Source organism: Burkholderia sp. WP9 (assembly GCF_900104795.1).
GTDB lineage: Bacteria > Pseudomonadota > Gammaproteobacteria > Burkholderiales > Burkholderiaceae > Paraburkholderia.
The window spans coordinates 4,309,810-4,335,254 of record NZ_FNTG01000001.1; the positions used below are offsets into that span (position 1 = coordinate 4,309,810).

A 25,445-nucleotide genomic window follows, 5' to 3' on the forward strand; every position below is an offset into this window, starting at 1 on the left:
GCGTGGCATCGATGGATGCGCACGCGGGCGCGCTCGACGGCGGTACGGTAAGCCAGAGCCAAGACCTTGCGTATGGCACCGGTGCAGTATCGTCGAGCGCCGATAGCTATAACGCAAGTATCGCAATCGGCAACAACGCTACGGCGACAAATCAACTGTCGATTGCGATTGGTACAGGGGCAACGTCAACGGGACTGCATGCCGTCGTCATTGGGGGCGGGGCTGCGGCAGCCGGCAATGACAGCACGATAATCGGCTCCGGTGCGAGCGGCACGAATACATGGGCAACGGCTGTCGGCTCTTCTGCGAAAGCCGGCTATTTTGATGTCGCAGTCGGAGCTGTTGCTACAGCTGCGGGCGGAGATTCTGTCGCGTTCGGTTCGGCTGCAAAAGCGATTGGCGCATGGTCTTCAGCGCTCGGCGATAGCTCACAGGCGACGACTGCGAACTCGGTGGCACTGGGCTCGAACTCGGTGGCGAATTCGACGACACTGACGACGGCAGGCTTCACGCCGGTCGGCGGCACGGCGATCTCGGCGGCCACGGCGCTCGGCGGTGAAGTGTCGGTTGGCGCGGCGGGCAAGGAGCGCCGCATCACGAATGTGGCAGCAGGTCTGAACGCGACGGATGCAGTGAACGTAAGCCAGTTGCAGTCGGAAGACGCGAAGGTGAACACGGTTAGTAACAACGTGAACAACCTGAGCAACACCATCACCAACATCAACAACGGTGGTGGCATCAAGTACTTCCATACGAACTCGACTGGAACCGACTCGTCGGCAACGGGTGGAAATGCGATTGCGATCGGCTCCGCCGCAACTTCCAGTGGCAGCGGTACGATTGCCATGGGAACGGGTGCCCAGGCAAGCGACAACTACACAACGGCGATCGGCAACCTTGCTTACGCCGCCAATCCGGGAGGAATCGATGCTTCAGGTTCTTCAACGGCGGTCGGCGCATCTTCAACGGCATCTGGCATGTACTCGACGGCCGTCGGTACGTTGTCGAGAGCAAGTGGCGGAGCATCGAGTGCTTTGGGCGTGAACGCGACCGCGAGCGGCGACCGCTCGATCGCGTTGGGTGCAAGTTCGCAAGGTTCGGGAAGCTATGCAGCGGCGCTTGGCACGCTCAGCACTGCGTCGGGCGCAAATTCTTCGGCAATCGGCACACAATCGAAGGCGACTGGCGGAAATTCCGTGGCGGTCGGCAATAACGCGCAAGCGCAAAACACTTCGGCCATTGCTATAGGCCAGGCGGCTATCGGCTCAGGTAGCGGATCGACCGCGATTGGCCAGGCATCGACGGCCAGCGGAAACAATTCGGTTACCGTAGGTAGCTCCGCCATGGGCGCGGGGACAAGTGCAATTGCCGTTGGCTCGTCGGCGAAGGCCGCGGCTGATTACACATTCGCGGCAGGCAACGCGGCATCGGCTGTGAGCCTTGGCGACATCGCGTTGGGCGCCTCGTCAACGGCCAGCGGTGCCGGCGGCACTTCCTACGCCACCGCACTGGGGACCAATGCCCAGGCGATTGGAGCCAGTACGGTCGCAGTCGGCGGCGGCGCGAAAGCGACGGCGGCAAATTCGGTGGCACTGGGCGCGAACTCGACCACCACGGCAAACCTGTCGGCAGCCGGTTACAACCCGGGTACAGGTACGCTCTCGGGTATTGCTTCGGCGGCCAACGGTGAAGTGTCGGTGGGTTCCACAGGCAAGGAGCGTCGCATCACGAACGTGGCCGCCGGCTCGGCCGCGACAGATGCAGTGAACGTGAGCCAGTTGATGTCGGAAGACGCCAAGGTGAACACGGTTAATAGCAACGTGACCAACCTGAGCACCACCGTCACCAACATCACCAACGGTGGTGGTATCAAGTATTTCCATGTGAACTCGACGGCGGCGGACTCGTCCGCGGGCGCGGCTCAGAGCGTAGCCATTGGTGGCAATGCCGTTACCGGCGGCGGTGCCAAGTCGATCGCCATCGGGGAGAACGCTTCGGCTGCAGGCGCTTACAGCTCCTACGGTGGGGATGGCGCGTACAACACAGCGATCGGCGCCGGTGCGACGGCGGACGGCACTTCTGGAAACTGGGGGCACAATACAGCACTCGGTGGCAATACCAATGCGACCGGCACCAATGCTGTCGCTTTGGGTTACGGCGCGACGGCCGTGGCAGCGCAAGCGAGCGCGATGGGTTATACCGCCACCGCAAGCGGGGCCAATTCTGTGGCGTTGGGCGGCGCCGCGAGTGCGACGGCGGGGAACTCGGTGGCACTGGGCGCAAGTTCGACGACAACCGGTGCCAACTCGGTCGCGGTTGGACCCGCAGCGGTGGCGTCCGGTCAGAGCGCAACAGCAATGGGTCAGGCGTCGACGGCCTCGGGTGCCTACACGAATACGATGGGTTATCAGACGGTCGCCGCGGCTTCGGACGGGATTGCCATTGGCACGCAGGCGAACGTGACTTCAAGCGCCGCACAAGGCGTCGCGATCGGTGCGCGGGCAACTGCGTCAGGCAGCAGCTCAATTGCGATGGGCAACTCGGCGGCGGCAAGCGGCACGGGTGATATGGCATTCGGCGCATCATCGATAGCGAGCGGAGCAGGTGTCAGCGCAGCGACGGCGATGGGCTACGCTTCTTCGGCCAATGCTGTGGGTTCTACCGCGATTGGTGGATATTCGTCTGCGACGGGCGCGAATTCGTCGGCGTTCGGCTATAACGCAAAGGCAACGGCGGCCAATTCGGTGGCGCTCGGGCAGGGCTCGACGACGACAGCGAACCTATCGGCAGCGGGTTACAACCCGGGCTCGGCAACGCTCTCGGGTATTGCTTCGGCGGCCAACGGTGAAGTGTCGGTGGGCTCAGCAGGCAAGGAGCGTCGCATCACGAACGTGGCGGCCGGTTCGGCGGCCACGGACGCGGTGAACGTGAGCCAGTTGATGTCGGAAGACGCAAAGGTGAACACGGTGAATAACAACGTGAACAACCTGAGCACGAGCGTCACGAACATCAACAACACGGTGAATAACATCACCAGCGGTTCGGGCATCAAGTACTTCCACGCGAACTCGACGGCGGCGGACTCGTCGGCAACGGGAACGAACTCCGTGGCGATCGGTGACAAGGCGTCGTCGCTTGGCGGTTCGTCGGTTGCGATGGGTGACAGTGCGACGGCAGCGGGGGCGGCCAGTATTGCGATCGGTAACAACGCGCAGAATGTAACCGGCGCGAACAATTCGATTGCCATCGGCGGAGATTCGAAGGCGGCTGACAAATCCGTTTCTCTGGGCAATGGTGCTGATACTTCGCTGTCGAGTTGGGGCGTTGCGGTTGGCACGAACGCGAAGGTTTCGGCTGCGCTGGGCACGGCAATTGGTGGTGGTGCCATGGTTAGCGGTGCGAATGGGACGGCGATCGGCACGAACGCTGTGGCCTCAGCGGTCAACTCGGTGGCGTTGGGCAACGCAGCGACGACGACGGCGAACCTGTCGGCCGCGGGTTACAACCCGGGCACGGGCACGCTCTCGGGTACGGCATCGACCGCTAACGGTGAAGTGTCAGTCGGTTCGGCAGGCGCGGAGCGTCGCATCACGAACGTGGCCGCCGGCTCGGCCGCGACAGATGCAGTGAACGTGAGCCAGTTGATGTCGGAAGATGCGAAGGTGAACACGGTTAATAACAACGTGAACAACCTGAGTAACAGCATCACGAATATCACCAATACGGGCACCAAGTATTTCCACGTAAATTCGACGTTGGCAGATTCTTCAGCCAGTGGGGGGAACGCTGTTGCGATTGGTGCCGTTGCGAATGCATCGGGAGGAAGCGCGATTGCAGTGGGTAATAACGCAACCGCATCGGTTGCTTACTCGGTTGCGATGGGCAACAGCGCTAACGTATCTGGGGCCAACGGAACAGCATTTGGTTATACCTCGACGGTGGTGGGGTCTGGCGGTGTCGCATTGGGCAACGCCACCTATTCGAAGGGAGAGTCGGCGGTAGCACTGGGCAACGGCTCGACCGCGACTGGCGACTATTCGCTGGCAATGGGCAAGATCTCGACTTCAACGGGGACGAGCGCAGTTGCACTGGGCTTCAACTCGACCGCGTCAGCGGCCAATTCAGTGGCGCTGGGTTCGGGTTCGACGACGACGGCAAACCTGTCGGCAGCCGGTTACAACCCGGGTACAGGTACGCTCTCGGGTATTGCTTCGGCGGCCAACGGTGAAGTGTCGGTGGGTTCCGCAGGCAAGGAGCGTCGCATCACGAACGTGGCCGCCGGCTCGGCCGCGACAGATGCTGTGAACGTGAGCCAGTTGATGTCGGAAGACGCCAAGGTGAACACGGTTAATAGCAACGTGACCAACCTGAGCACCACCGTCACCAACATCACCAACGGTGGTGGCATCAAGTATTTCCATGTGAACTCGACGGCGGCGGACTCGTCAGCGGGCGCGGCTCAGAGCGTAGCCATTGGTGGCAATGCCGTTACCGGCGGCGGTGCCAAGTCGATCGCCATCGGGGAGAATGCTTCGGCTGCAGGCGCTTACAGCTCCTACGGTGGGGATGGCGCGTACAACACAGCGATCGGCGCCGGTGCGACGGCGGACGGCACCTCTGGAAACTGGGGGCACAATACAGCGCTCGGTGGCAATACCAATGCGACCGGCACCAATGCTGTCGCTTTGGGTTACGGCGCGACGGCCGTGGCAGCGCAAGCGAGCGCGATGGGTTATACCGCCACCGCAAGCGGGGCCAATTCTGTGGCGTTGGGCGGCGCCGCGAGTGCGACGGCGGGGAACTCGGTGGCACTGGGCGCAAGTTCGACGACGACCGGCGCCAACTCGGTCGCGGTTGGACCCGCAGCGGTGGCGTCGGGTCAGAGCGCAATGGCAATGGGTCAGGCGTCGACGGCCTCGGGTGCCTACACGAATACGATGGGCTATCAGACGGTCGCAGCGGCTTCGGACGGGATTGCCATTGGCACGCAGGCCAATGTCGGTAGCGCTGCGTCACAAGGCATTGCAATCGGTGCGCGGGCGACGTCATCGGGGAGCAGTGCTGTAGCGCTGGGGAACACCGCAAAATCGATCGGGACGAGCGCGATCGCGCTGGGCTCGTCGTCGACGGCTGCGGCGAACTATACGTTTGCGGCAGGCAACGCGGCATCGGCCGTGGCCCTTGGCGACATCGCGCTGGGCGCCTCGTCGACGGCCAGCGGTGCCGGCGGCACTTCGTACGCCACCGCACTGGGGACCAATGCCCAGGCGATTGGAGCCAATGCCGTCGCAGTCGGCGGCGCCGCGAAAGCGACGGCGGCAAATTCGGTGGCATTGGGCGCGAGCTCGACGACCACGGCAAACCTGTCGGCATCGGGTTACAACCCGGGTACGTTGACCCTGTCGGGTACGGCTTCGGCGACCAACGGTGAGGTGTCAGTGGGCTCGGCGGGCAAGGAGCGTCGCATCACGAATGTAGCAGCGGGTTCGGCTGCGACGGATGCGGTGAACGTGAGCCAGTTGATGTCGGAAGACGCGAAGGTGGACACGGTTAATAACAACGTGAACAACCTGAGCACCACCGTCACCAACATCGCCAACGGTGGCGGCATCAAGTACTTCCACGCAAACTCGACGCTGGCGGATTCGACGGCAACGGGTGCCAACTCGGTCGCGGTTGGACCCGCAGCGCTGGCGTCGGGTCTGAGTGCAACGGCAATGGGTCAGGCGTCGACCGCCTCGGGCGCGTACACGAATACGATGGGCTATCAGACGGTCGCCGCGGCTTCGGACGGGATTGCCATTGGCACGCAGGCGAACGTGACTTCCAGCGCCGCACAAGGTGTTGCTATCGGTCAACGCGCCACGGCGTCAGGCAGCAACGCAGTTGCGATGGGCAGTACGGCGGCGGCAAGCGGCACCGGTGATATGGCATTCGGTGCATCATCGTTAGCGAGCGGGGCAGGTGTCGGCGCAGCGACGGCGATGGGCTACGCTTCTTCGGCCAATGCTGCGGGTTCTACGGCGATTGGTGGATATTCGTCTGCGACGGGCGCGAATTCGTCGGCGTTCGGCTACAACGCAAAGGCAACGGCGGCCAATTCGGTGGCGCTCGGGCAGAGCTCGACGACCACGGCGAATCTGTCGGCAGCGGGTTACAACCCGGGTACGGGCACGCTCTCGGGCATTGCATCGGCGGTTAACGGTGAAGTGTCGGTGGGTTCGGCAGGCAAGGAGCGTCGCATTACGAACGTGGCAGCCGGTTCGGCGGCGACGGATGCAGTGAACGTGAGCCAGTTGATGTCGGAAGACGCAAAGGTGAACACGGTCAATAGCAACGTGAACAACCTGAGCAACACCGTCAACAACATCAATACGGCGACGGGCAACATTTCCAACATTAACAACACGGTGACCAACATCACCAATGGTGGTGGCATCAAGTATTTCCACACGAATTCGACGCTGGCGGATTCGACCGCGAACGGCGTTGGTGCGGTGAGCGTGGGCGGAGCGGCGATCTCGGACGCGGCGGATGGCGTGTCGATCGGCACAAGCGCGACGGTCGCGACCACGGCGACGAGCGGCATTGCGATTGGCAAGAACTCGAGGGTTGGCGCCAGCTCGGTGGATTCGATCGCGATTGGCGATGGTGCAAGTGCGACTGTGGCGAACTCGATAGCGCTGGGCTCGAATTCGACGACCACGGCAAACCTGTCGGCGGCCGGTTATAACCCGGGTACGGGCGTGCTCTCGGGTACGGCTTCGGCGGCTAACGGCGAAGTGTCGGTGGGCTCGACAGGCAAGGAGCGTCGAATCACGAACGTAGCAGCCGGCGCGGCCGCGACGGATGCGGTGAACGTGAGCCAGTTGCAGTCGGAAGACGCGAAGGTGAACACGGTTAATAACAACGTGAACAACCTGAGTGGCAACGTCACGAACATCGCTGGCAACGTCACCAACATCAGCAATACGGTGAACAACATCACCAACGGTGGTGGCATCAAGTACTTCCACGTGAACTCGACGCTGGCGGATTCGTCGGCGACAGGTGCCAACTCGGTCGCGGTTGGACCCGCAGCGGTGGCGTCGGGTCTGAGTGCAACGGCAATGGGTCAGGCTTCGACCGCCTCGGGTGCGTACACGAATACGATGGGCTATCAGACAGTCGCCGCGGCTTCGGACGGGATTGCCATTGGCACGCAGGCCACTGTCGGTAGCGCTGCGTCACAAGGCGTCGCGATCGGCGCGCGGGCAACATCATCGGGGAGCAGTTCTGTAGCGCTGGGGAACGCGGCAACGTCGTCGGGGGGCAGTGCTGTAGCGCTGGGGAACGCGGCAAAATCGATCGGGACGAGCGCGATCGCACTGGGCTCGTCGACGGCTGCGGCGAACTACACGTTTGCAGCAGGCAACGCAGCATCGGCCATGGCTCTTGGCGACATCGCGCTGGGCGCCTCGTCGACGGCCAGCGGTGCCGGCGGCACATCCTTCGCCACCACGCTGGGGACCAATTCCCAGGCGATTGGAGCCAATACCGTCGCGGTCGGCGGCGGCGCGAAAGCGACGGCGGTAAATTCGGTGGCACTGGGCGCGAACTCGACGACTACGGCGAACCTGTCGGCCGCCGGTTACAACCCGGGTACGGGCACGCTCTCGGGTACGGCATCGACCGCTAACGGCGAAGTGTCGGTGGGCTCCGCAAGCGCGGAGCGCCGCATCACGAACGTGGCAGCGGGTTCGGCCGCGACGGACGCGGTGAACGTGAGCCAGCTGATGTCCGAAGACGCGAAGGTGAACACGGTTAATAACAACGTGAATAACCTGAGCGGCAACGTCACGAATATCGCGGGCAATGTCACCAACATCAGCAACACGGTGAACAACATCACCAATGGCGGTGGTGGGATCAAGTACTTCCATGCGAACTCGACGTTGGCTGACTCGTCGGCAACGGGTACGGACGCGGTGGCGATCGGTGGTGCGGCAACTGCCTCGGCAGCGAACTCGGTCGCACTGGGCTCGAACTCGACGACGACGGCGAACCTGTCGGCTGCGGGTTACAACCCGGGCTCGGGGGCGCTGTCGGGCACGGCATCGGCAGCCAATGGTGAAGTCTCGGTGGGGGCATCGGGCAAGGAACGTCGTATCACGAACGTTGCAGCCGGCTCGGCTGCGACGGATGCGGTGAACGTAAGTCAGCTGATGTCGGAGGATGCAAAGGTCAACGCGGTCAACAGCAACGTGACCAACCTCAGCAACAACGTCACGAACATCGCGGGCAATGTCACGAACATCAGCAACACGGTGAACAACATCACCAACGGTGGCACTGGCATCAAGTATTTCCACACGAACTCGACACTGACTGATTCGACCGCGAATGGCGTTGGTGCGGTGAGCGTCGGCGGTGCGGCGATCTCGGACGCTACGGATGGCGTGTCGATCGGCACAAGTGCGACGGTCGCGACCACGGCGACGAGCGGCATTGCGATTGGCAAGAACTCGAGGGTTGGCGCCAGCTCCGTAGATGCGATCGCGATTGGCGATGGTGCGAGTGCGACTGCGGCGAACTCGGTCGCGCTGGGCGCGAACTCGACGACGACGGCAAACCTGGCGACTGCGGGTTACAACCCGGGCAGCGGCACGTTGTCGGGCACGGCATCGACCGCTAATGGTGAAGTGTCGGCGGGAGCATCGGGCAAGGAACGTCGCGTCACCAACGTGGCTGCCGGTTCGGCGGCAACCGACGCGGTGAACGTCAGCCAGTTGATGTCAGAAGACGCGAAGGTCAACACGATCAACAGCAACGTGAACAACCTGAGCACCAGTGTCACGAACATCAGCAGCACGGTGAATAACATCACCAACGGTGGTGGCGGCGTCAAATACTTCCACGCGAACTCGACGCTAGCGGACTCGTCGGCAACGGGTACGGACTCGGTGGCGATCGGGGGCAATGCGTCGGCAACGGCGGCGAACTCGATAGCACTGGGTTCGAACTCGACGACGACGGCAAACCTGTCGGCAGCGGGTTACAACCCGGGGACGGCAACGCTGTCGGGCACGGCTTCGGCAGCCAATGGCGAAGTCTCTGTCGGCGCCGCAAGCAAGGAACGCCGCGTCACGAACGTGGCAGCCGGCTCGGCCGCAACGGACGCGGTGAACGTCAGCCAATTGATGTCAGAAGACGCAAAGGTCAACACGATCAACAACAACGTGACCAACCTCAGCAACAACGTCACGAACATCGCAGGCAACGTCACCAACATGAGCAACGTGGTGAACAACATTACCAACGGTGGTGGCGGGGTCAAATACTTCCATGCGAACTCGACGCTGGCGGATTCTTCGGCGTCAGGTACGGATGCGGTCGCGATCGGGGGCAATGCATCGGCAACGGCAGCGAACTCGGTCGCACTGGGCTCGAACTCGACGACGACGGCAAACCTGTCGGCAGCAGGTTACAACCCGGGCACGGGAGCGCTTTCGGGCACAGCATCGGCGGTCAATGGCGAAGTGTCGGTCGGTGCAGCAGGCAAGGAGCGTCGCGTGACGAACATTGCAGCCGGTTCGGCTGCAACGGATGCGGTGAACGTCAGCCAGTTGATGTCGGAGGATGCAAAGGTCAACGCGATCAATAGCAACGTGACCAACCTCAGCAACAACGTCACGAACATCGCAGGCAACGTCACCAACATGAGCAACGTGGTGAACAACATTACCAACGGTGGCAACGGCATCAAGTACTTCCACGCGAACTCGACGCTGGCTGACTCGTCGGCAACGGGCACGGACGCGGTGGCGATCGGTGGCAACGCTCAGGCGACAGCGGCGAACTCAATAGCGTTGGGCTCGAACTCAACGACCACGGCAAATCTCTCGGCCGCAGGCTACAACCCAGGCACGGCAACACTGTCGGGCACGGCATCCGCAGCCAATGGTGAAGTCTCGGTCGGCGCCGCAGGCAAGGAACGTCGCATCACCAACGTGGCAGCGGGTTCGTCCGCAACGGACGCGGTGAACGTCAGCCAGTTGATGTCAGAAGACGCGAAGGTCAACACGATTAATAGCAACGTGACCAACCTGAGCAACAACGTCACGAACATCGCAGGCAATGTCACCAACATTAGCAACACGGTGAACAACATCACCAATGGCGGTGGCGGCATCAAGTACTTCCACGTGACCTCGACGCTCGCGGATTCGTCGGCGTCGGGTACGGATGCGGTGGCGATCGGGGGCAATGCATCGGCATCGGCAGCCAACTCGGTCGCGCTGGGTTCAAACTCGACGACAACGGCGAACCTGTCGGCAGCGGGTTATAACCCGGGCACGGCGGCGCTGTCGGGCACGGCATCGGCGGTCAATGGTGAGGTTTCTGTCGGCGCAGCAGGCGAAGAACGTCGCATGACGAACGTGGCAGCAGGCTCGGCCGCGACCGATGCGGTGAACGTCAGCCAGTTGATGTCGGAAGACGCGAAAGTCAACACGATCAACAACAACGTGAACAACCTGAGTACCAGCGTCACCAACATCAGCAACACGGTGAACAACATCACCAATGGTGGCACTGGAATCAAATACTTTCACGCGAACTCATCGCTGGCGGATTCGTCGGCGTCGGGCACGGATGCGGTGGCGATCGGTGGTAACGCCTCGGCGACAGCGACTAACTCTGTAGCACTGGGTTCGAACTCGACGACCACGGCTAACCTGTCGGCGGCAGGTTACAACCCGGGCACCACGGCTCTGTCGGGCACGGCATCGGCAGCCAATGGCGAAGTGTCGGTGGGCGCCGCAGGCAAGGAACGCCGCGTCACGAACGTGGCAGCCGGATCTGCAGCAACGGACGCGGTGAACGTCAGCCAGTTGATGTCGGAGGATGCAAAAGTCACCACGATCAACAATAATGTGACCATCCTCAGCAATAACGTCACGAACATCGCGGGCAACGTCACCAATCTTAGCAACACGGTGAACAACATCACCAGCGGTGGCAGCGGCATCAAGTATTTCCACACCAACTCGACGCTGGCTGACTCATCGGCAACGGGTGCGGACGCAGTCGCCATTGGTGGCAATTCATCGGCGACGGCAGCGAACTCGGTCGCGCTGGGTTCGAACTCGACGACGACGGCAAACCTGTCGGCAGCGGGGTACAACCCAGGCCCGGCAACACTTTCCGGCACGGCATCGGCAGCTAATGGCGAGGTGTCGTTGGGCGTCGCAGGCAAGGAACGTCGTATCACCAACGTGGCAGCGGGCGCGGCCGCAACGGACGCGGTGAACGTGAGCCAGTTGATGTCGGAAGACGCGAAGGTCAACACAATCAACAACAACGTGACCAACCTCAGCAACAACGTCACGAACATCGCAAGCAACGTAACCAACATCAGCAGTACGGTGAACAACATCACCAATGCTGGCAGCGGCATCAAGTACTTTCACGCGAACTCATCGTTGGCCGACTCATCGGCAACGGGTACGGACGCAGTCGCCATTGGTGGCAATGCATCGGCATCGGCGGCTAACTCTGTCGCACTCGGTTCGAACTCAACGACCACGGCAAACCTGTCGGCCGCAGGCTACAACCCAGGCACGGCAACACTGTCGGGCACGGCATCCGCAGCCAATGGTGAAGTGTCGGTGGGCGCCGCAGGCAAAGAACGTCGCATCACCAACGTGGCAACCGGTTCAGCCGCAACGGACGCAGTAAACGTGAGCCAGCTTCAATCGGAAGACGCAAAGGTCAATGCCGCGGGTTCAGGCACGGCGGCTGCACTGGGCGGCGGTTCTACCTACAACACGACGACGGGTGCGATCACCAACCCGACGTATGTATTGAATGGCGGCAAGACGTTCAACAACGTGGGCGACGTGGTCGAGAACATCGACGGTCGCGTGACGCAGAACACGACTGACATCACGAACCTGACCAACAACATCAACAACGGTGAAGTCGGTCTCGTGCAGCAGGATGCAAGTTCACGCAACATCACGGTGGCGAAGGACAGCGACGGCACGGTGGTGGACTTGGCGGGTACGGCGGGGCCGCGCAAGCTGACGGGTTTGTCGGCAGGTGATGTGAACGCAACGAGCGTGGATGCGGTGAACGGCTCGCAGTTGTATGCGACGAACCAGAATGTGTCGAACGTCGGCAACACGGTCAACAATCTGAGTAACGACGTCACGAACATCAACAATACGGTGAACAACATCACCAATGGTCTTGGCGGCATCAAGTACTTCCATGCGAACTCGACGCTGGCGGATTCGTCGGCAACGGGTACGGATGCAGTCGCCATTGGTGGCAACGCTCAGGCGACGGCAGCGAACTCGGTTGCACTGGGTTCGAACTCGACGACGACGGCAAACCTGTCGGCAGCGGGTTACAACCCGGGCACGGCAACACTGACGGGCACGGCATCGGCAGCCAATGGTGAAGTCTCGGTAGGCGCTGCAGGCAAGGAACGCCGCATCACGAACGTCGCAGCCGGTTCGGCCGCAACGGACGCGGTCAACGTCAGCCAGTTGCAGTCGGAAGACGCGAAGGTCAACACGATCAACAACAACGTGACCAACCTGAGCAACAACGTCACGAACATCGCGGGCAACGTCACCAACATCAGCAACACCGTGAACAACATCACCAACGGTGGCAACGGCATCAAGTACTTCCACGCGAACTCGTCGCTGGCGGATTCATCGGCAACGGGCACCAACAGCCTGGCAGCCGGCCCGGCGGCGTTGGCGGCCGCCACGGACGCAGTCGCACTGGGTAACGGCGCGAAAGCGTCCAACGCTGGCGCAGTAGCACTAGGCGCAGGGTCGACGACCACAACGGCGGTCGCCACGTCCGGCACGACGATAGGCGGCATCACCTACACGTTTGCAGGCATGGCTCCGTCGAGCACGGTGAGCGTGGGTGCAGCGGGCAGCGAGCGCACGATCACGAACGTGGCGGCTGGCCGCCTGAGCGCGACGAGCACGGATGCGGTGAACGGCAGCGAACTGTTCGCCACCAACCAGCAGGTGACGCAGAACACCACGGACATCACCAACCTGACGAACAACATGAACAACGGTTCGGTCGGCTTGGTGCAGCAGGACGCGACGTCGCGCACCATCACGGTCGCGAAGGGCACCGACGGCGCGCTGGTCGACTTTGCCGGGACAGCAGGCGCGCGTCAGCTGACGGGTGTGGCCGCCGGCGCAGTGACCGCGACAAGCGTGGATGCGGTGAACGGCGCGCAGCTCTACGGCGTGTCGCAGAGCGTGGCGGATGCGATCGGCGGTGGCTCGACGGTGAACACGGATGGCTCGATCTCGGCCCCGACTTACGTGGTGAACGGCGCGACCGTCCACAACGCGGGCGACGCGATCACCAACCTCGACAACCGTGTGACGCAGAACACCACCAATATCAGCACGATCAACAACACGCTGAACAGCATCACCACCGGCGGTGGCGTCATGTACGTCCACGTGAACTCGGCCCTGGCCGATTCGCAGGCAAGCGGTGCGGAGTCGGTGGCGATCGGCGGTAACGCGCAGTCGCAGGCAGCGAACTCGGTCGCGTTGGGTTCGAACTCCGTCGCTAACCGTGCCAACACGGTGTCGGTGGGGGCGGCCGGAGCGGAGCGCCAGATCACCAACGTGGCGGCCGGTACGGCGGATACGGACGCGGTGAACGTCGCGCAGTTGAAGGCGTCGGGCGTGATCAATACGGATGGCACGACCAACGCTGCCGTGACGTACGACCACAACGCTGACGGGTCGGCGAACTACAGCAGCGTCACAATGGGTAACGGCGTGGCGGGCGGCACGACGATCCGCAACGTGGCGGCAGGCACGGCCGCTGACGATGCGGTCAACGTCAGCCAGATGAACGCGGCCATCTCCAACGTCACGAATATCATCAGCTCGGCAGGCAACCCGATGTTCGCGGCAGACGGCAACCGTGACACGGAATCGGCCGTTGCCAGCGGCACGCACGCCACGGCAATGGGCGCGAACGCGAAGGCGAGCGCGGCGAATTCGGTGGCGCTGGGTGCGAACTCGGTGGCGGATCGCGAGAACACGGTGTCGGTGGGTTCGGCGGGCAACGAACGCCAGATCACCAACGTCGCGGCCGGCACGGCAACCACCGACGCAGTCAACGTCGGCCAGTTGAACGAAGCGATCGGCGCGTCGGTCGGCAACCTGCCGGCCGGTACCTCGGCGAAGGACTACACGGACCAGCAGATCAACGCGGTGCAGAACGGCTTGAACCAGGTCGCGAAAAATGCGTACGCAGGTATCGCGGCCGCTACGGCACTGACGATGATCCCGGACGTCGATCAAGGCAAGACGATCGCGGTCGGTGTCGGCGGCGGCTCGTATAAGGGTTCGCAGGCTGTGGCGCTCGGCGTCTCGGCCCGCATCACCCAGAACCTGAAGATGAAGGCCGGCGCGGGTACGAGCTCGCAAGGCACGACGGTGGGCGTGGGTGCTTCCTACCAGTGGTAAGTGCCATGACGGATGGGGCGTGAGCCTCGTCCGTCAGCCAGATCTGCTTTGACTTGACTGCATGCGCGCCCTTGTCCGAGGAACACACGGCAAGGGCGCCGCCTCAATTGACTGAATCCCTGAAAATGAACTTAACGCTTTCCAAGTCTTCGCGCGCGCTATTGCTCGGCGCGTGTGTGATGTTTCTCGCTGCGTGCAGCACGCAGTCGGGCCCAACCTATACGCTTCACGCGGTGAGCGTGCCGAATCAGCAGGCGCCGATCTATCGGGTCAATTGCGAGGGACTCTTCGAAAGCTCGAAGAGTTGCGTGCGTGTGGCGGGGCAGACCTGCAAGAATCAACCGGTGACATGGCTCGAAGCCGTTGATCGCGTAAGCGACGGCGCGCTGAAGAAGGATGCGCGCGAATTGACCTTCATGTGCGGCAAACCGGTTGTTGCAGAGCAGCTCCCGCAGCAGCCGGTGCTGCAACAGCCCGCTGCGCAGCCGCAAGCAAAACAGGTGGCGCCGCAGGTTCGCCTGCTGCTGCAAGGCAACGCGAACTTCGCGACGGATAGCGCGGTGCTTGGCTCAATTGCAAAGAGGAATCTCGACCACTTCATGAGCGTGAACCGGGGCGTGAACCTGCATCGCGTGACGGTGGTGGGCTACACCGACGCGACAGGCTCGCAAGCCCATAACCTGAGCCTGTCCGAGGCTCGCGCCGACGCCGTCGCCCAATACCTGCGTGATGGCGGCCTCCATGCCGAGCAGTTCGTCGCACGAGGTCTGGGCAGCGCTGATCCGGTCGCGTCGAATGCGACGCCCGAAGGCCGCATGCAGAACCGCCGCGTCGACGTCCGCGTATTCGCCGAGTAACGCGCAGCACACATCGCTCGACCACGAAGGCCTGCCGTCGCGCAGGCCTTTTTCATCTGCAACGCCTCAACTCTCGTCGTCGACCCGCAACCGGCCGATCACGCCTTTCGCCTGTCCCACGCGCTCCACTAACTCGGGTCCACGCTTGAGCGCGACACCGACCGCCAGAATGTCGCCGATCGCCAGATGCGACATACGCGATGTCATCGGCGAAAACACATCGTTTTCCTCGACCACGTTCGAGAACAGACAGATCGACGCGACCCGCGCGAGCGGTGAGCTGCCGTGCGTGATCGCGATCACTTTCGCGCCACGAGCGAGCGCTGAACGCGCGGCTTCGATGATGTCGCGGGTGCGGCCGGTATTCGATACCGCCACCACCACATCGCCGGGGCCGAGCAGTGCCGCCGACATCGAATAGGTATGCGGGTCGGAGTAGGCGACGCTCGGCATGCCGAGGCGGAAGAACTTGTGCTGAATATCCTGCGCGGCGATGCCCGAGCCGCCCGCGCCGTAGAACTCGATGCGCGCCGCGTTCGCGAGCAACTCGACGGCCGCTTCGACGCTATCCGGCGACAGGCTGTTGCGCACTTCGATCAGCGTGCCGATGGTCCGGTCGAATACCTTCGCGATGAGGCCGGGAGCGCCTTCGTCCGGCTGCACGTCCCGATAGACGGTGGGCACACCCGACGCAATCCCTTGCGCAAGCCGGATCTTGAATTCGCGAAACCCCGAAAAGCCGAGCGCATGACAAAACCGCGCGATGGTCGGCTGGCTAACGCCTGCGCGGGCGGCCACTTCCGTCATGGAAAGATCGAGCACTTCGCGCGGCGCTTCGATCACGTAGTCGGCCAATTTGCGCTCGGACGGCCGCAACTGGTCGCGCATCTCTTCCACCTGGGACAGCATCATTGGAAAACTCGCACTATGCTGAAGAATGCGTGGACTATATCTGATTGCTGAAGAGGTACAAAAACTACATTTGAGGCGGTAGGTGTAATCCCTAGGTTTCGGCCGTTGCATGCGAGAGCAAGGCTGGCCGGGCGTTTCCGGCTGTCTCCGTATGCCGCAGCGCAGCAGCGTTCGTCGTTGCGATCGTGTAGTTTTTCTACTAAGATGGCGTCAGTCAGTTGATCCGACACCCCGCGATACCTACCTGGCACAGTGCGCGCCCGCCCCACGCCAGCGACGAAGGAGCTCCGATGGTTTCCCCGCATTCGCAATTGTTGAAGGTCACGCAACGCGTGGTCGAGCGCAGCAAGCCCACCCGCGAGGCGTATCTGGCCCGCATCGACCAGGCGCAAGGCCGGTTCCCGGCGCGCGGCGCGCTCTCCTGCGCCAATCTGGCCCACGGTTTCGCCGGGCTCGAAGGCAACGACAAGCTCGTCATCAAACAGATTCGCGAGCCGAACATCGGCATCGTGTCCTCGTACAACGAAATGTTGTCGGCCCACGCGCCGTACAAAAACTACCCGGACATCATCAAGCAGGCCGCGCGTGAAAACGGCGGCGTCGCGCAATTCGCGGGCGGCGTGCCGGCCATGTGCGACGGCATTACGCAAGGCAATGCGGGCATGGAACTGTCGCTGTTCTCGCGAGAAGTGATCGCGATGAGCACGGCGGTCGCGCTAACGCACAACATGTTCGACGCGGCACTGTGCCTCGGCATTTGCGACAAGATCGTGCCGGGCCTGCTGATCGGCGCGCTGCAGTTCGGCCATCTGCCGACCATCTTCGTGCCGGCCGGCCCGATGGGCAGCGGCCTGTCCAACGACGACAAAGCCAAGACACGCCAGCTCTTCGCCACCGGCCAATGCGGCCGCGACGCGCTGCTCGAAGCGGAAGCCGCCGCGTATCACAGCCACGGTACCTGCACGTTCTACGGCACGGCCAACAGCAATCAGATGCTGATGGAAGTGATGGGTTTGCATCTGCCGAGTTCGGCTTTCGTGCATCCGCATACGCCACTGCGCGACGCGCTGACCGCGCAGGCCGCGCGCCGCGTGCTCGATCTGACGGTGGAGCGCGGCAACTACACGCCGATCGGCCACGTGATCGACGAAAAAGCGATCGTCAACGGCATCGTTGCCTTGCTGGCGACCGGCGGCTCGACCAATCACACGCTGCACCTGGTGGCGATTGCTCGCGCGGCGGGCATCGTGATCGATTGGGACGACTTCGACGCGCTGTCGCAAGCCGTGCCGCTGCTCGCGAAAATTTATCCGAACGGCAAGGCTGACGTGAACCACTTCCACGCGGCCGGCGGCGTCGCTTTCCTGGTGCGCAATCTGCTGGAAGGCGGCTTGCTGCACGAGGACGTCAATACGGTCGCGGGCAAGGGACTCAAGCATTACACGGAAGAGCCGAAGCTGATCGACGGCAAGCTGCAATGGGTGCCGGGCGCGCAAGCGAGCGAAGACACGGCCGTGCTGCGCGGCATCAAGGAACCGTTCCAGCCGGATGGCGGCTTGCGTCTGATGCAGGGCAAGCTCGGCCGCGGTGTGATCAAGATTTCGGCGGTCGCGGCGGCGCATCGCAAGGTGAAGGCGCCGGCGATCGTGTTCGACTCGCAGGAAGCCGTGCAGGAAGCGTTCGACAAAGGCGAACTGAAGCGCGACTTCATCGCCGTGGTGCGCTTCCAGGGCGCGCGTGCAAACGGCATGCCCGAGCTCCATCGTTTGACGCCGCTGCTCGGTGTGTTGCAGGATCAGGGTTTCCACGTCGCACTGGTCACGGACGGCCGTATGTCCGGCGCGTCGGGCAAGGTGCCGGCGGTGATTCATCTGTCGCCTGAAGCCTTGCTGCAAGGGCCGATCGGCAAGGTGCGCACGGGCGACATGCTGGTGATCGACGCCGAAGCCGGCGTGCTCGACATCGAAATCGAAGCGGCCGAATGGGCCGCGCGGCCGAACGCCGTGCCGCTGCATCAGGCGGCAAACGAAGTGGGTTTCGGCCGGGAATTGTTCGGCGTGTTTCGCGCGGCGGCGGCGCCGGCGGAGCAGGGCGCGTCGGTATTCGGCGCGATGGTGGGCGAGCATTCGGCGCATCACGGCGAAGCGGCCAAAGCTCACACCGGAAAACATACAAGCACCACTCAAGCCAGCTAAGCGCTGCAGAACAAGGAGTCTGACTATGACGTCGAAAACAGTAAGCGATATCGTGCGCCTCGGCCCGGTGATTCCGGTGCTCGCGTTCGACTCGGTCGAACAGGGTGAGCAGGTGTCGCGCGCGCTGCATGCGGGCGGCGTGAAGGTGCTGGAAATTACCTTGCGCACCGCCGCCGGTCTGGAAGCGATCGAGCGCGCAAGCCAGTTGGCTGAAGACATCGTGGTCGGTGTCGGCACGATTACGAAGCCCGAGCACTGCGCTCAGGCTAAAAAGGCGGGCGCGCAATTCGGCGTTTCGCCGGGTCTGACGAAAGACATGCACAAGGCCGCACAGGACGCAGGCTTGCCGCTGCTGCCAGGCGTGATGACGCCGACCGACATCATCACGGCGCTCGAACTCGGCTACGAGATCGTGAAGTTTTTCCCTGCCCAGCAGGCCGGCGGCGTGCCGATGCTGCAAGCTTTCCACGGCCCGTTCCCGAATCTGAAATTCTGCCCGACCGGCGGTATCACGGCCGAATCGGCTTCGACTTTCCTGTCGCTGCCGAACGTGGTGTGCGTCGGCGGTTCGTGGCTCACGCCGAAAGCCGCGCTTGCTTCGCACAACTGGGAAGAGATCACGCGTCTCGCGCGCGCCGCGAGCCAGTTGGCCGCGCCCGCCCATTAAGTTGAAGCGGCGCGCACGTCAAGCGGTCTTCAAGGCCCTACGCAAAAGGAGCCTCGTCGATACAGCCATCTGAGCTGTCGCGGCGAGGCTCTTTTTTCAATATGCATACGCGAGCGGCGCGCGTGGGTCGGCAACACACAGTAAAATTCAGCGTCCGCGCGGTCAGCCCGGTTTCGAGGCGCCGCACAGGTCGCCGTGAGACAGGGTGCTGACTGTTGTCCGCATTCACAAGAAAACGCCGGGCAGCCCCAAGTTTTTTGTGGCCCCCTCGGGGGCTGGCGCGAAGCGCCAGGTTGGGGGCACTCAAATCAATAACGCAAAAGGAGGAGCTTCATGGAAGCTGTCCACGGCAGCACGCTGCTAGTCTTCGCGGTGATCGCCATCGCATTGCTGATCCTGCTGATCACGCGCTACAAGGTTTACCCTTTCCTCGTTCTGATCATCGTGTCGCTGCTGCTCGGGCTCGCGTCCGGCATGCCGATCGGCACCATCGTCAAGTCGTTCGAAACGGGTAACGGCAATACGCTCGGGCACATCGCCATCGTGGTCGGTCTGGGTACGATGCTCGGCAAGATGATGGCCGAATCGGGCGGCGCCGAGCGCATTGCCACTACGTTGATCGACTTCTTCGGGGAAAAGAACATCCATTGGGCGATGATGATCGTGGCGATCATCGTCGGCTTGCCGGTGTTCTTCGAAGTCGGTTTCGTGCTGCTGATTCCAATCGCTTTCAACGTCGCGAAGCGCACCAACAAATCGTTGCTGCTAGTCGGCTTGCCAATGGTCGCGGGTCTGTCCGTCGTGCACGGCCTGCTTCCGCCGCACCCGGCCGCGATGCTCGCGGTGCAGGCGTATCACGCGGATATCGGCCGGACCATTGCGTATGGCCTGATCGTCGGCGTGCCGACCGCGATCGTCGCGGGTCCGCTGTTTGCGTTGCTGATCAGCCGCTATATCAAGCTGCCGAAAGACAACGCGCTCGCTTCGCAGTTTCTCGGCGCTGGCGACGCGAATGGCGCGAACAACGGTGCGCAACAGGCGGCGCCCAAGCGTGAACTGCCGAGCTTCGGCATCACGCTGTTCACGATCCTGCTGCCGGTTATCCTGATGCTGGTCGGCAGCTGGGCCGACCTCGTGTTCACGCCGAAAACCTTGCCGAACGATCTGCTGCGCTTCGCTGGCAATTCGGATGTGGCGCTGCTGATCGCCGTGCTCGTCAGCTTCTGGACCTTCGGCGCAAGCCGCGGCTTCAATCGCGAGCAGATCCAGAAATTCTGCGGCGAGTGTCTCGCGCCGATCGCGGGCATTACGCTGATCGTCGGCGCGGGCGGCGGGTTCGGCCGCGTGCTGATGGATAGCGGCATTTCGAAGGAAATCGTCAATGCGGCGACGTCGGCGCATCTGTCGCCGCTGCTGTTCGGCTGGCTCGTCGCGGCGCTGATTCGTCTGGCAACGGGTTCGGCGACGGTCGCGATGACCACCGCTTGCGGCATCGTCGCACCGATCGCGGCAGCGGGCGCGGTGCAGGTGAAGCCGGAACTGCTGGTGCTGGCCACGGGTTCGGGTTCGCTGATCTTTTCGCACGTGAACGACGGCGGTTTCTGGCTGATCAAGGAGTACTTCGGGATGACGGTGGGGCAGACCTTCAAGACATGGTCGCTCCTCGAAACCATCATCTCGCTGATGGGGTTGGGTTTGACCTTCGCACTCGCGGCGGTCTTGTAAGGAGTTTTTGATGATTCTGATCGCAATGGGCGTGTCCGGCGCCGGCAAGACGAGAATTGGCGAAATGCTGGCAGAGCGCCTGCACTGCGCGTTCACCGACGGCGACGCGTTTCACAGCGCCGCCAACAAAGAGAAAATGCACCACGGCATTCCGCTGACGGACGAAGACCGCTGGCCGTGGCTGAAAACGATTCGCGCCGCGATCGAGGAGAAGCAGACGGCGGGCGAGACGGCGGTGTTCACGTGTTCGTCGCTGAAACGCTCGTATCGCGACGTTCTGCGCGATGGCGACAGGGACGTGTGCTTCGTCTACCTCAAGGGTTCGCGTGAGGTGCTGGAGCAGCGGCTGACCACGCGCACCGGCCATTTCTTCGATCCGTCGCTGCTGCAAAGCCAGCTCGATACGCTCGAAGAGCCGGGCGCCGATGAGGCGATCACGGTGAGCATCGAACTGTCGCCGGAAGAGATCGTCGAAAGCGTGTTGATCCAGGTCGAAGCGCGTAAGTGAATTTGCCCGGTCGCTGCAGATGAAAAAAAACCGCTCCTCGGAGCGGTTTTTTTATGCCTCGTGCAACGAGGTCAGGAGCGGCCAACGCAAATCAGGCGATGCGCTTGGCCAGTTCTGCAGCTTTACCAATGTACGAAGCCGGCGTCATGGCGAGCAAGCGATCTTTCGCGTCCTGCGGAATCGCCAGGCCGCTGACGAACGTTTGCAGCGCTTCACGCGTGATGCCCTTGCCGCGCGTCAGTTCCTTCAGTTGTTCGTACGGATTCTCGATGCCGTAGCGGCGCATCACCGTTTGAACCGGCTCAGCCAGCACTTCCCAGCAGTTGTCGAGGTCTTCGTGCAGACGCTGCGCATTCACTTCGAGCTTGTCGAGGCCGCGGATCAGCGAGTCGTACGCAAGCAGCGAGTAACCGAACGCGACGCCGATATTGCGCAGCACCGTCGAATCGGTCAGGTCGCGCTGCCAGCGCGACACCGGCAGCTTGTCGGCGAGATGGCGCAGCGTGGCGTTCGCCAGGCCCAGGTTGCCTTCCGAGTTTTCGAAGTCGATCGGATTGACCTTGTGCGGCATCGTGGACGAACCGATTTCACCGGCCTTGGTGCGTTGCTTGAAGTAGCCGACCGAGATGTAGCCCCACACGTCGCGGTCCAGATCCAGCAGGATCGTGTTGGCGCGCGACACGGCGTCGAACAGTTCTGCCATGTAGTCGTGCGGTTCGATCTGGATCGTGTACGGGTTGAACGTGAGCTTCAGGCGCTGCTCGACCACTTCACGCGAGAACGCTTCCCAGTCGAACTCCGGATACGCGGACAGGTGCGCGTTGAAGTTGCCGACCGCGCCGTTCATCTTGCCGAGCAGTTCGACCTTCGCGATGCGGTCGATCGCGCGTTCCAGACGCGCCGCGACGTTGGCGATTTCCTTGCCGAGCGTAGTCGGGCTGGCCGGCTGGCCATGCGTGCGCGACAGCATGGCCTGATCGGCGTGCGCGTGGGCCAGTGCGACGAGACGTTGATGTACCGAGCGCAGCGCCGGCAGGATCACGTGTTCACGGGCGCCCGCCAGCATCAGGCCGTGCGAGGTGTTGTTGATGTCTTCCGAGGTACACGCGAAGTGGATGAACTCGCTCGCGCGTTCCAGTTCTTCCTGACCCTTGACCGATTCCTTCAGCCAGTACTCGACCGCCTTCACGTCGTGGTTCGTCACGCGTTCGATTTCCTTGATGCGCGCGGCGTCGTGCGCGGTGAAGCGTTCGGCCAGTTGCAGCAGGAATTGTTCGGAGGCTGCGGAGAAACGCGGCACTTCGGCGAAGCCGGCGTGCGAGAGCGCGATCAGCCAATGGATTTCGACCGTCACGCGATTGCGCATGAACGCGGCTTCCGAGAGCCAGTCGCGCAGGGCTTCGGTTTTCGAGGCGTAGCGGCCGTCGAGCGGGGAGAGCGCGTTCAGCGCGAACAGAGTGTCGGGGCGGGTGTCGGACATGATGGGGGCCGGGTGAGGGCTAAGCGCAAGGGTGAAAACGCGGAACAAACTGCGGGAAAACGCGAATTTTACCACCGGACGCCGACAGCCCCGATTTCCGCAGTCAGGCTGGTCCGCTTCGCGACACCATCTAGAATGCTGACTTCTCTCCTCCGCTGGTGGCAGGCCCCGCATGGAACTGAAATGGCTCGAAGACTTCGTTTCGCTCGCGGAAACGCGTAGTTTCAGTCGTTCGGCCGAACTGCGTCACGTGACGCAGCCGGCATTCTCGCGGCGGATTCAGGCCCTGGAAGCGTGGCTCGGCACGGAACTGATCGACCGTTCGGTTTACCCGACGCGGCTGACCGCGGCCGGTCAGGTGTTCAACGAGCAGGCGCTCGCGATGCTGTCGCAGTTCCATGAAGCGCGCGCGCTGCTGCGCGGCCATACGGCGACGCCGCAGGCAACCATCGAATTCGCGGTGCCGCATACGCTGTCGTTGACTTACTTTCCGCGCTGGCTGCAGCGTATCGAAGCGCAGATGGGCCCGATCCACACGCGGCTGCGGGCGCTGAACGTGCACGACGCGGCGCTCTCGCTGGTGGAAGGCGGCTGCGATCTGATGATGGGCTATCACCATCCGAGCCACCCAGTCGCGCTCGATCCGGGCCGCTACGACATGCTGACGCTCGGCATCGAGCCGATCAGTCCGTTCTCGGCGCCCGGCCGTGCCGGCCGGCCGCGTCATACGCTGCCGGGCACCGCCGAGGCGCCCACGCCTTACCTGTCCTATACGCCGAACGCCTATCTGGGCCGCATGACCGAAGTGATCCTGGCCAACGCGCCGGAGCGTCTGTATCTCGACCGGCTGTATGAAACCGACATGGCCGAAGGACTCAAGGCGATGGCGCTCGCCGGCCACGGCATCGCCTTCCTGCCGCACAGCGCGGTGGAAGACGCGGTCGCCGACGGCAAGCTGATCCGCCTCGACCGCGCGACGCGCGGCACGCCCGAGGGCCAGCTCACGCTGACCATGGAGATTCGTCTCTATCGCGACAAGCTCGCGGCGAAGAGCGACGATGCGCGACAGATACTCGTGCGTCAGTTGTGGGACGTGGTGTCGGAGGAACTGGCGCAAGGCGCGGCCTGAAATCCTGCCTCCCTACGACGCGAATTTGCGGCTTCTCGATGGTTATGCAAAAAAAACATAATCGGATAAGGAAACGGCATTGGATTTCAAATCGGCGTTTTTCGACAATGCTGTCATTCGATCAACGCCGGAGCGTTCATGTCATCCCAGCAACAGGCAGCACAAGTCGCACAATCCGCAGCAACGTTGCAGTCGGTTCCTTCCTACCTGAATAAAGACGACCTCGGCCCGTGGGGCAACTACCTGCGCCAGGTCGATCGCGTCGCGCCGTACCTCGGCTCCCTGTCCCGCTGGCTCGAAACCCTGAAGCGCCCGAAGCGCATTCTGGTCGTCGACGTGCCTATCGAACTCGATAACGGCACGGTCGCTCACTTCGAAGGCTATCGCGTGCAGCACAACGTGTCGCGCGGTCCGGGCAAGGGCGGTGTGCGTTACCACCAGGACGTGACGTTGTCGGAAGTGATGGCCTTGTCGGCGTGGATGTCGGTGAAGAATGCTGCGGTCAACGTGCCGTACGGCGGCGCGAAGGGCGGCATCCGTGTCGACCCGCGCACGTTGTCGCGTGGTGAGCTCGAGCGCGTGACGCGCCGCTACACCAGCGAAATCGGCATCATCATCGGACCGAATACCGACATTCCCGCGCCGGACGTGAACACGAACGAGCAGATCATGGCGTGGATGATGGACACATACTCGATGAACCAGGGCCAAACGGCCACGGGCGTCGTGACGGGCAAGCCGATCACGCTGGGCGGTTCGCTCGGCCGCCGCGAGGCAACGGGCCGCGGCGTGTTCGTGGTGGCCTCCGAAGCCGCACGCCGTATCGGTGTGGAAATCGAAGGCGCGCGCATCGCGGTGCAGGGCTTCGGCAACGTGGGCGGCATCGCGGCGCGTTTGTTCCAGGAAGCGGGTTCGAAGCTGGTCGCGGTGCAGGATCACACCGGTTCGCTGTACAAGTCGACGGGTATCGACGCCGTCGCACTGCTCGAACATGTGGCCAGACACGGTGGCGTGGGCGGCTTCCCGGAAGCGGACGCCGTAAGCAATGAAGAATTCTGGACCGTCGAATCGGACATTCTGATTCCGGCCGCGCTGGAAAATCAGATCACCGAAAAGAACGCGGCGAAGATCAAGACGAAGATCGTCGTGGAAGGCGCCAACGGCCCGACCACCACGGCCGCGGACGACATCCTGCACGATCGCGGCATTCTCGTGATTCCGGACGTGGTGGCCAACGCCGGCGGCGTGACCGTGTCTTACTTCGAATGGGTGCAGGACTTCTCGAGCTTCTTCTGGACGGAAGACGAGATCAACCAGCGTCTGGAGCGTGTGATGCGTGAAGCATTCGCCGCCGTGTGGCAGGTGTCGAGCGAGCAAAAGGTGTCCGTGCGGACGGCGGCGTTTATCGTCGCATGTAAGCGGATCCTGGAAGCGCGCGAACTGCGCGGCCTGTATCCCTGAT

General features: G+C 62.7%; 10 protein-coding genes. 8 read left to right on the forward strand and 2 right to left on the reverse strand.

Annotated elements, in window-relative coordinates; genetic code table 11:
- Positions 1 to 11 precede the first annotated feature (11 nt).
- Together BLW71_RS19265 and BLW71_RS19270 are read left to right on the forward strand one after the other, a co-directional pair.
- Positions 12 to 14,510 carry an adhesin gene (locus BLW71_RS19265; protein ID WP_502686830.1) on the forward strand — a complete coding sequence of 4,833 codons (14,499 nt, stop codon included), beginning with the start codon at positions 12 to 14 and terminating at the stop codon, positions 14,508 to 14,510.
- A gap of 125 nt (positions 14,511 to 14,635) precedes the next feature.
- Positions 14,636 to 15,367 carry an OmpA family protein gene (locus tag BLW71_RS19270; RefSeq protein ID WP_091799151.1) on the forward strand — a complete coding sequence of 244 codons (732 nt, stop codon included), beginning with the start codon at positions 14,636 to 14,638 and terminating at the stop codon, positions 15,365 to 15,367.
- A 66-nt stretch (positions 15,368 to 15,433) separates the two neighbouring features.
- Here BLW71_RS19270 and BLW71_RS19275 read toward each other — a convergent pair whose 3' ends face one another.
- Positions 15,434 to 16,279 carry a MurR/RpiR family transcriptional regulator gene (locus BLW71_RS19275; protein ID WP_091799153.1) on the reverse strand — a complete coding sequence of 282 codons (846 nt, stop codon included), beginning with the start codon at positions 16,277 to 16,279 and terminating at the stop codon, positions 15,434 to 15,436.
- Positions 16,280 to 16,569: 290 nt separating this feature from the next.
- Here BLW71_RS19275 and edd point away from each other — a divergent pair, with 290 nt between their 5' ends.
- The 4 genes from edd (at position 16,570) to BLW71_RS19295 (ending at position 21,374) form a co-directional block, all read left to right on the forward strand.
- Complete coding sequence (gene edd / locus BLW71_RS19280; protein WP_091799156.1) at positions 16,570 to 18,474, forward strand: phosphogluconate dehydratase; 1,905 nt, start codon at positions 16,570 to 16,572, stop codon at positions 18,472 to 18,474.
- 25 nt (positions 18,475 to 18,499) lie between these two features.
- Positions 18,500 to 19,141 (forward strand): bifunctional 4-hydroxy-2-oxoglutarate aldolase/2-dehydro-3-deoxy-phosphogluconate aldolase, encoded by a 642-nt coding sequence (gene eda / locus BLW71_RS19285; RefSeq protein ID WP_091799159.1) that lies wholly within the window; start codon positions 18,500 to 18,502, stop codon positions 19,139 to 19,141.
- 333 nt (positions 19,142 to 19,474) lie between these two features.
- Positions 19,475 to 20,866, forward strand: a complete 1,392-nt coding sequence (locus BLW71_RS19290; protein WP_091799161.1) for a GntP family permease — start codon at positions 19,475 to 19,477, stop codon at positions 20,864 to 20,866.
- Positions 20,867 to 20,876: 10 nt separating this feature from the next.
- A complete protein-coding gene (locus BLW71_RS19295) occupies positions 20,877 to 21,374 on the forward strand; it encodes a gluconokinase (protein WP_091799164.1) in 498 nt (165 codons plus the stop codon).
- A gap of 91 nt (positions 21,375 to 21,465) precedes the next feature.
- Here the strand turns inward: BLW71_RS19295 and purB are convergent, their stop codons facing one another.
- On the reverse strand, positions 21,466 to 22,854 hold the full coding sequence (purB, locus tag BLW71_RS19300; protein ID WP_091799166.1) for an adenylosuccinate lyase: 1,389 nt from the start codon (positions 22,852 to 22,854) through the stop codon (positions 21,466 to 21,468).
- Between the two features lie 172 nt (positions 22,855 to 23,026).
- On the opposite strand from purB, the gene BLW71_RS19305 reads away from it, so the two are divergent.
- Together BLW71_RS19305 and BLW71_RS19310 are read left to right on the forward strand one after the other, a co-directional pair.
- Complete coding sequence (locus tag BLW71_RS19305) at positions 23,027 to 23,983, forward strand: LysR family transcriptional regulator (RefSeq protein WP_091799169.1); 957 nt, start codon at positions 23,027 to 23,029, stop codon at positions 23,981 to 23,983.
- Positions 23,984 to 24,121: 138 nt separating this feature from the next.
- Positions 24,122 to 25,444 (forward strand): Glu/Leu/Phe/Val family dehydrogenase, encoded by a 1,323-nt coding sequence (locus BLW71_RS19310; RefSeq protein WP_091799172.1) that lies wholly within the window; start codon positions 24,122 to 24,124, stop codon positions 25,442 to 25,444.
- Position 25,445 lies beyond the last annotated feature (1 nt).